Genomic DNA, 6,800 nt, shown 5'->3' on the forward strand with positions numbered 1-6,800 from the left:
CGATCGCCTCGTCCGCGATAAGGATGGCAAGCGCCCGGTCGATCTTGTGCCGGGATCATTGGACGAAATCCGTTCCTTGCTTGGCTGAATGAGATGAAGCTGTTCCAGGATTGTTCGTAAGGGCGGTTACCTTCACACTGACAAGGTAGCGTGTGCCGTTTCGAAGCTTGCCGTCAAGATGCGAGTACTGGTGGCGCGCCAGCAGTATCATCGACTGATGAGGTGAGATTTAAGACCTTTGGGGTAAAGCTCCGGCTTCCCTTCGATATCCAGCTCTTGCGGATCATACCAGGCTGCGATCATCAAGGTACCATCATCCTCCTGAAATCTGATTCGTTCCTGGCCCTCGAACGCTCCTTCGGGAAACGCGAGATCAAAAATGAACAGGATTTCGTGGCGGCGTTCACCCTCATGGAAGAAGACATTCTCAACCACCAAAGGACCTGCGAGTATCGAAACATCAGTGTCGATTTCCTCTTTGAACTCCCTGATAACTGCATCTTTTGCGGACTCGCCAAACTCGACGCTGCCGCCCAGCGGACGAACGCCTTTTAGTCGTCCTTCGTGGTCGTAAACCTCAAATGCCAGGAGCCTGGGACCTCGCCAATGCAGGCCGAGAGCTTTGATGCGGATCACACTGGATTTTGAGGTGGTTGTCATTCTTTCCGGCTATCGCAATCTCGTCCATCCCGCAACAGATCAGAGCTTACCCGATTGCAGGATCCAGGGCTTGTTACTTCACCTTGGATACCCACGGCAGCAATTCCTCGATACGGCTCTGTTTATGGCCATTGACGATGGCGGGGCTTGAGTGCGCTTATATAGCCTGCTGATCAGATGGAAGATGAGCTGGCCGCGGCCTGCGAAAACGGCAGATAGCCGAGTTCATCGAGGATGATGAAGTCGAGGCGTATGAGGTAATCGGCAATCCGACCCTGCTTGCCGTTCCGTGTTTCCCTTTCGAGCCGATTGAACGGATCAGCGACATTGAAAATACGGCGGCACGTGCTGTCGTGAATGAGCGAACTGGATGGCACACTTGCAAAATCAAGAATGTCGCTCAGTGGAATGTCTGGCTGCCAACTGCGGTACGTTATTGCTTTTTCGCCATGCGGTTATAGCGGTCTTGCTTATCGGTGAGTGGCGACGGCACTTTCAATCCCACGCACCAAGTCCTCATCAAACCATTTGATCATCTGCTGGATATCTTGTTTGGCAGGGGTCACTTCACCCGCGTTCACCAATTCAATTGCAGCTTGGGACATTGCCAACAGAATGCGTGATGTTTCCGGTACGTATGGCAGATCGACGCCGGTGTCGTGGCGTTCGCGTATGATCAGATAGCGAAGCTTCTCCGGGTATGCCCACGCGCTCACAAGAAAATCATGCACGCTGACCTTTTGTCCGCCGATATCGGTAGTGGCCTCCCGGTCGGCTTCGGCATACTGCAGCGCCTCTATGCGCTCGCAGGCGTCGATTGCTGCATTCAACATGCCTCTGATCGAATTCCAATCGGTTCTCATCATACCCTCTTCACGCGTTACGAAATTCCGCCACAGTGTCGACCCGCTGCAACTTACGGCTCCACCCACTCGTCTTCAGGAATGAACCCACCAATCTGGCGTTTCCACAGTCGCGCAAACAATCCATCCTGCTCGACCAGTTCCTCGGGCCGCCCCTCTTCGACAATTCGGCCGTGATCCAGCACGATGATCCGGTCCATCCGTGCGATGGTCGACAGGCGGTGGGCAATGGCAATCACCGTTTTGCCCTCCATCACCAGATTGAGCTTTTCCTGAATGGCGGCCTCGGACTCGCTATCAAGCGCTGAGGTGGCTTCGTCGAGGATGAGGATAGGCGCGTCTTTCAACAGCACCCGCGCAATGGCGACCCGTTGTCGCTGTCCGCCGGAAAGCTTGATGCCGCGGTCTCCAACAAAGGCCTGATACCCTTTTCGTCCCTCACTATCGGCGAGATCGGCGATGAAGGCATCGGCCTTGGCCACTTTCGCCACCTGCTCGACCTCCTCCTGCGTCGCATCCGGTCGCCCGTAGCGGATATTGTCGCCAACCGACCGGTGCAGCAACGCCACATCCTGGGCAATCACACCGATATTGCGGCGCAGACTCATCTGCGTGACCTCGCGAATATCCTGACCGTCGATGCGGATGGCGCCATCCTGAATGTCGTAGAACCGCAGGAGCAGATTGACCAGCGTCGTTTTTCCCGCACCTGACAGACCCACAAGGCCGACCCTCTCTCCCGCGCGGACCTTAAGCGACAAATCATCGATCACCGGTCTGCCGGACTTGTAGGCAAAGCGGATGTGGTCGAAATCAATGTCTCCACGCGCGACATTCAGTTCAGCCGCGCCGGCCCTGTCGGTAATGGTCGGCGGCGTCGTCATGACAGGCATGGCGTCCTTGATGGTGCCGATCGCCTGAAAAATCTGTTGGCCCATCTGCAGGAAGGTGAATGTGTGCCCTGAAAGCCGCTGCAATATATAGACCGCACCGACGAATTCTCCGACCGTGATGAAGCCCTTCACCAGACCGGAAAACCCCACCGACAGAATTGCCAGCCACAACGCCATGTTAAGCGCAACCACGACCAGCTCGGACGCGCGGTAGACACGCTGCTCCCTGTGCTGGGTTTGCACCGCCTTCATCAGAATGCGACGGATTGCGCCCGCCTCGCTGTCCTCGGCGGCAAATTGCTTGATCATCTGCATGTTGCTGTAGAGATCGGTGATCGCCCCCGAGACAAGGCTCTTTTGTTTCGCCGACCGGCGTGACCGTTCCGTGAAGACGGGAGCCAGTTTGACGGCGAGAACCACATTCAGCGCGATCCAGATGAACACCGGCAGCGCCAGCTGCCAGGACAGGGCGGCAAGAAGCGCAAGGGAGCCGATCATTTGCAGCAGAAAACGCGGTCCGATCTGGAATGCGTTGATGATCTGCTGCTGAACGGCTGACGAGACCTGCGAAAGACGCGAGGCGACCTGTCCGGCATAAAGCTCATGGAAAAATGCCAGATCCTGCCGCTCCACAGCCTTGTGGCCCTGCCACTGGATGGCCACCGGCATGGCGATGCCGAGCGTGTGCGAATTAAGCGTATTGAGAAGAAACGAAGCCACCGGCATGGCGGGAAAGATCAACAGCCCGAGGACGGTAAGCAGCGGCCATTCATTGCGCAGGAAAGCCTCCGCACCCTGCGCCGTCACGCCATCAACGATAACGGACAATCCCCAGATGATCGACAGGTTGATGGCCTCCACCGCCATGGACGACAGGGCAAGAGCAATGAGGACGCCGCGAAACATCGCAATGAAATGCAACAGCACCGCGACGGGGCCTTTCGACGGCAGCGGCCGGAAGGGAATGTCGAGCGGCCGTATCAGCGTCTCGAAAGGGCGAAAAATCGTATCTGAAATCGACATGGGCCTCTCGGATCGCGGTTTGGCATCGACGGGGAGGAATCAGCTACGCGTCCGGCATGGAACCATGCATGGCGCTCAAGCTCAATTACCGGATGTATTTTTTGCCAGAGCTCGTGATTGAGGCTCGGCGAGGGTTGCGCTTGAAATGTTGTCCACCCGGCGAAACTGTTCCGCGATTGTAGTTACAATGGCGCGATTGCCCATGGGTTACATGTGACAAAAGTCGCAACAGTACTCCTGACAAAGCTCCCCGCGATCCGCGTTAAAACGTCAACGAATCGGAACACCCCGGTTATGTAGATAGTCTGTTGGAGCGTGCATCAAACTACTATCGACTGCACGCCTTGAAGAGAAACGAACCCTCGACCCGTTGCTTGAATTCACTATGCCTTTGTCTGCTTGACCATCGACCATCGATCCATCTCATTGTTGGCGTAACGGCAATGCCATGACGGCAATTGACACAACGACGACTCAAGGCAGACCAGGAGTACCATCATCAGCAATCGCTCGTCCTGTTCGGCGAGGTCAGAAGCTGTTAGGGGCGATGCAACGGTGCATCTGCTCTCTGTGAGTGTTAAAGGTGATAACTCGGCCTGGACCTCACAAACCGCATCGGTGATCGATGACTATATTTTCCGTCCGACATATCACGTCTTATTGCTATAAGCGGCCGGTTGAGTTTGGAGACCACAAGCTGCTTTTCAGACCAAGGGACAGTTTCGATCAGACATTGCTCAGTTCCCGTCTCCTGATTGAGCCGGAACCAAAATACATTCGCTGGATACACGATGTTTTCGGAAATTGTGTCGCGGTGATCGGCTTTGCGCAGCCCTCAAATGAGCTTCGCTTCGAAACCGTCATCCGGCTTGACCATACGCCGCATGTCGCAATCGATCTAGAGATCGATAAGGAGGCCTTGACTTATCCGTTTTCATACGACGCAGACGAAGCGCTTGACCTCGAGCGGACCATCCAACGCCATTATGCTGACCCGGATGATCAGGTTGGCAAATGGGCCCGACAATTTGTGCGGATCGGGCAGCCCACCGAGACAGGCCATCTCCTGATGACGATGTGTTACGCCATTCACGAGGGGTTTATTTATGCCCGACGACACGAGCATGGAACGCAAACGCCGACCGAGACGCTGAGGCTTCATCGAGGCACATGCCGCGACTTTGCGCTTCTAATGATGGAGGCCGCCAGATCACTTGGGTTCGCGGCGAGATTCGTCACCGGCTATATTTACGTTCCAGACCGTGACGGATCGACGACTCTCGGCGGCGGTTCCACCCATGCGTGGTGCCAGATTTATTTACCGGGTGCCGGTTGGGCGGAATTCGACCCGACCAACGGTATCGTCGGCAACCGTGATCTTATCCGTGTCGGCGTGGCACGCGATCCGAAGCAGGCAGTGCCTCTGTGGGGAAGTTACGACGGAACGGCCGCTGACTTCGATGGAATGTCCGTCCAAGTCAATGTCACCACGGATGATCGTATCTTATCCGAGATCAGCTGATCGGAACGCATTGTTCACCCCAGCGTTTGCCGGACACCCCAGTCTCACGGCAATTCGCCGCCGCAGAGGAATCTTTTCATGAAAATACGTGCCGGCTTTCATCTCGGATACGAGTGCGAACAACCAACCCCAATGTTGCTCGTCCTAAATATTCATCCGACCCGGCGCGCGGATCTATTGACCGAACAAACTCTGAGTTTCGACCGACCGATTGAGGCATGGGAATATATGGATGGCTTCGGCAATGCCTGTAGCCGAATCGTCGCGCCAGCCGGCCTAACGACGATATCGACCGAGTTCGAGATCTATGACGGCGGTCTGCCGGATCCTATTCCGCAAAACGCTCTTCAGCACGAGATAAAGGATCTACCAGACGACGTGCTCGTCTATTTACTCGGTAGCCGCTATTGCGATACCGATCATCTTGCTGACTTTGCGTGGAAGCAATTTTCCTCCACTCCGCTTGGTTGGCCGCGTGTGCAAGCAATACTCGACTTCGTTCACAACCACATCAAGTTCGATTATAAAAAGGCGGATCCGCTTCGGACGGCGTTCGGTGGATACACGGACCGCGTGGGCGTTTGCCGTGACTTTGCCCACCTCGCCATAACACTCTGCCGCTGCATGAACATACCTGCCCGCTACTGCACCGGCTATCTTGGCGATATTGGCGTGCCAAAGGACCCAAATCCGATGGATTTTAGTGCCTGGTTCGAAGTTTATTTGGGGGGCCATTGGCATACAGTCGATGCCAGACATAACACGCCGCGCATTGGCCGAATTCTGATGGCGACCGGTCGTGACGCAACCGACGTGGCACTTACAACCGCGTTCGGAATAGCGACGTTGTCCCATTTCGAAGTTAAAACCGAAGAGGCTCTCTGAAGGTGAGCAAACTTAGTATCAAATCCTGGTTGACCGATATGGACGGCGTACTGGTGCATGATAACAAGGCAATCCCAGGCGCGGTCGAACTCATACAGCGCTGGCGAGCGATCGATACACCGTTCTTGGTCCTGACCAACAATTCGATTTATACGCCTCGTGATCTCAGTGACCGATTGCACAACAGTGGACTCGACGTGCCGGAAGAGCGCATCTGGACAATCTCTGGCAGTCTGTGCAGTGGCAGATCGCGACGTCTTCCGGATCGATCTCGGCCTCATAAGTGATCTTTTTGCATTGGCATGCGCCATCGATATGCATGTTACCTCTCCATCCGTATTGCTGTTTCCTTGAGAACGCCCGTCGCAAGTCGACCTCTACATCTGCCGGTCCTGAAACCCCTCGACACCTTGATTTTTACGTCTGCGTGTTGGTTTCCGCGCAGAACTGAGCCGGTGGGGGTGCGGACGAAAACTTGGACCACCAAGGAGGTAGTTCATGTATTCCTACGCAGACAGAGTTCGGGCCGTTGAGCTGTATATCGGGCTTGGCAAGCGGCTTAACGCGACCATTCGGCAGTTGGGCTATCCGACAAAGAATGCCCTGAGGGGCTGGTATCGCGAGTACGTCAAGAATCTCGACTTGCGTGTTCAGGCGGTAGCTCGAGCACCGAAATTCTCCGAGGCCCAAAAGCAGGCTGCCCTTGAGCACTTCCGCACGCACGATCGTTGCATCTCTGCGACGATGAGGGAACTAGGCTACCCCGGTCGCGGCACTCTAACCGCATGGGTCCGGGAGGCGTTTCCGGAAGCGCGGACATCGATGGTCGGGCGATCTTGGCGTCGTGGTTATTCCGAGGATGAACCGCACCGGATTTACCGGAGACCCCAACTCGTGAGAAGTAGGGTCTATGACAAGCAAGACGACGAACAAATTCTCCCCTGAAGTCCGCGC

At 55.5% G+C, this 6,800-nt stretch carries 5 protein-coding genes and 4 pseudogenes; 4 read left to right on the forward strand and 5 right to left on the reverse strand.

Annotated features, from left to right (window positions below; translation table 11 throughout):
- Positions 1-207 precede the first annotated feature (207 nt).
- The 4 genes and pseudogenes from F3H58_RS26915 to F3H58_RS26930 all read right to left on the reverse strand — a co-directional run bounded on the left by F3H58_RS26915 (position 208) and on the right by F3H58_RS26930 (position 3,439).
- Positions 208-660 carry an NUDIX hydrolase gene (locus tag F3H58_RS26915; protein WP_149744432.1) on the reverse strand — a complete coding sequence of 151 codons (453 nt, stop codon included), beginning with the start codon at positions 658-660 and terminating at the stop codon, positions 208-210.
- Positions 661-810: 150 nt separating this feature from the next.
- Positions 811-998, reverse strand: a pseudogene (locus F3H58_RS26920) (ATP-binding protein); the annotation flags it as partial.
- 132 nt (positions 999-1,130) lie between these two features.
- Positions 1,131-1,523, reverse strand: a complete 393-nt coding sequence (locus F3H58_RS26925; RefSeq protein WP_149744433.1) for a hypothetical protein — start codon at positions 1,521-1,523, stop codon at positions 1,131-1,133.
- 53 nt (positions 1,524-1,576) lie between these two features.
- Positions 1,577-3,439 carry an ABC transporter ATP-binding protein gene (locus F3H58_RS26930; protein ID WP_149744434.1) on the reverse strand — a complete coding sequence of 621 codons (1,863 nt, stop codon included), beginning with the start codon at positions 3,437-3,439 and terminating at the stop codon, positions 1,577-1,579.
- Positions 3,440-4,064: 625 nt separating this feature from the next.
- Between F3H58_RS26930 and F3H58_RS26935 the strand changes: the two genes are divergently transcribed.
- From F3H58_RS26935 to F3H58_RS27790, 3 genes and pseudogenes are all read left to right on the forward strand, one after another.
- Positions 4,065-4,961 (forward strand): transglutaminase family protein, encoded by an 897-nt coding sequence (locus F3H58_RS26935; protein ID WP_149744435.1) that lies wholly within the window; start codon positions 4,065-4,067, stop codon positions 4,959-4,961.
- Positions 4,962-5,039: 78 nt separating this feature from the next.
- Positions 5,040-5,846, forward strand: a complete 807-nt coding sequence (locus tag F3H58_RS26940) for a transglutaminase-like domain-containing protein (RefSeq protein ID WP_149744436.1) — start codon at positions 5,040-5,042, stop codon at positions 5,844-5,846.
- A 38-nt stretch (positions 5,847-5,884) separates the two neighbouring features.
- Positions 5,885-6,019: pseudogene (locus F3H58_RS27790) on the forward strand (HAD-IIA family hydrolase); the annotation flags it as partial.
- A gap of 34 nt (positions 6,020-6,053) precedes the next feature.
- On the opposite strand, the pseudogene F3H58_RS27680 reads toward F3H58_RS27790, so the two are convergent.
- A pseudogene (locus F3H58_RS27680) lies at positions 6,054-6,167 on the reverse strand (GFA family protein); the annotation flags it as partial.
- Positions 6,168-6,344: 177 nt separating this feature from the next.
- Here F3H58_RS27680 and F3H58_RS26950 point away from each other — a divergent pair.
- A pseudogene (locus tag F3H58_RS26950) lies at positions 6,345-6,707 on the forward strand (IS3 family transposase); the annotation flags it as partial.
- Positions 6,708-6,800: the final 93 nt, after the last annotated feature.

Origin of the sequence: Rhizobium sp. NFACC06-2 (genome assembly GCF_900101425.1) — a bacterium.
Classification (GTDB): domain Bacteria; phylum Pseudomonadota; class Alphaproteobacteria; order Rhizobiales; family Rhizobiaceae; genus Agrobacterium; species Agrobacterium leguminum.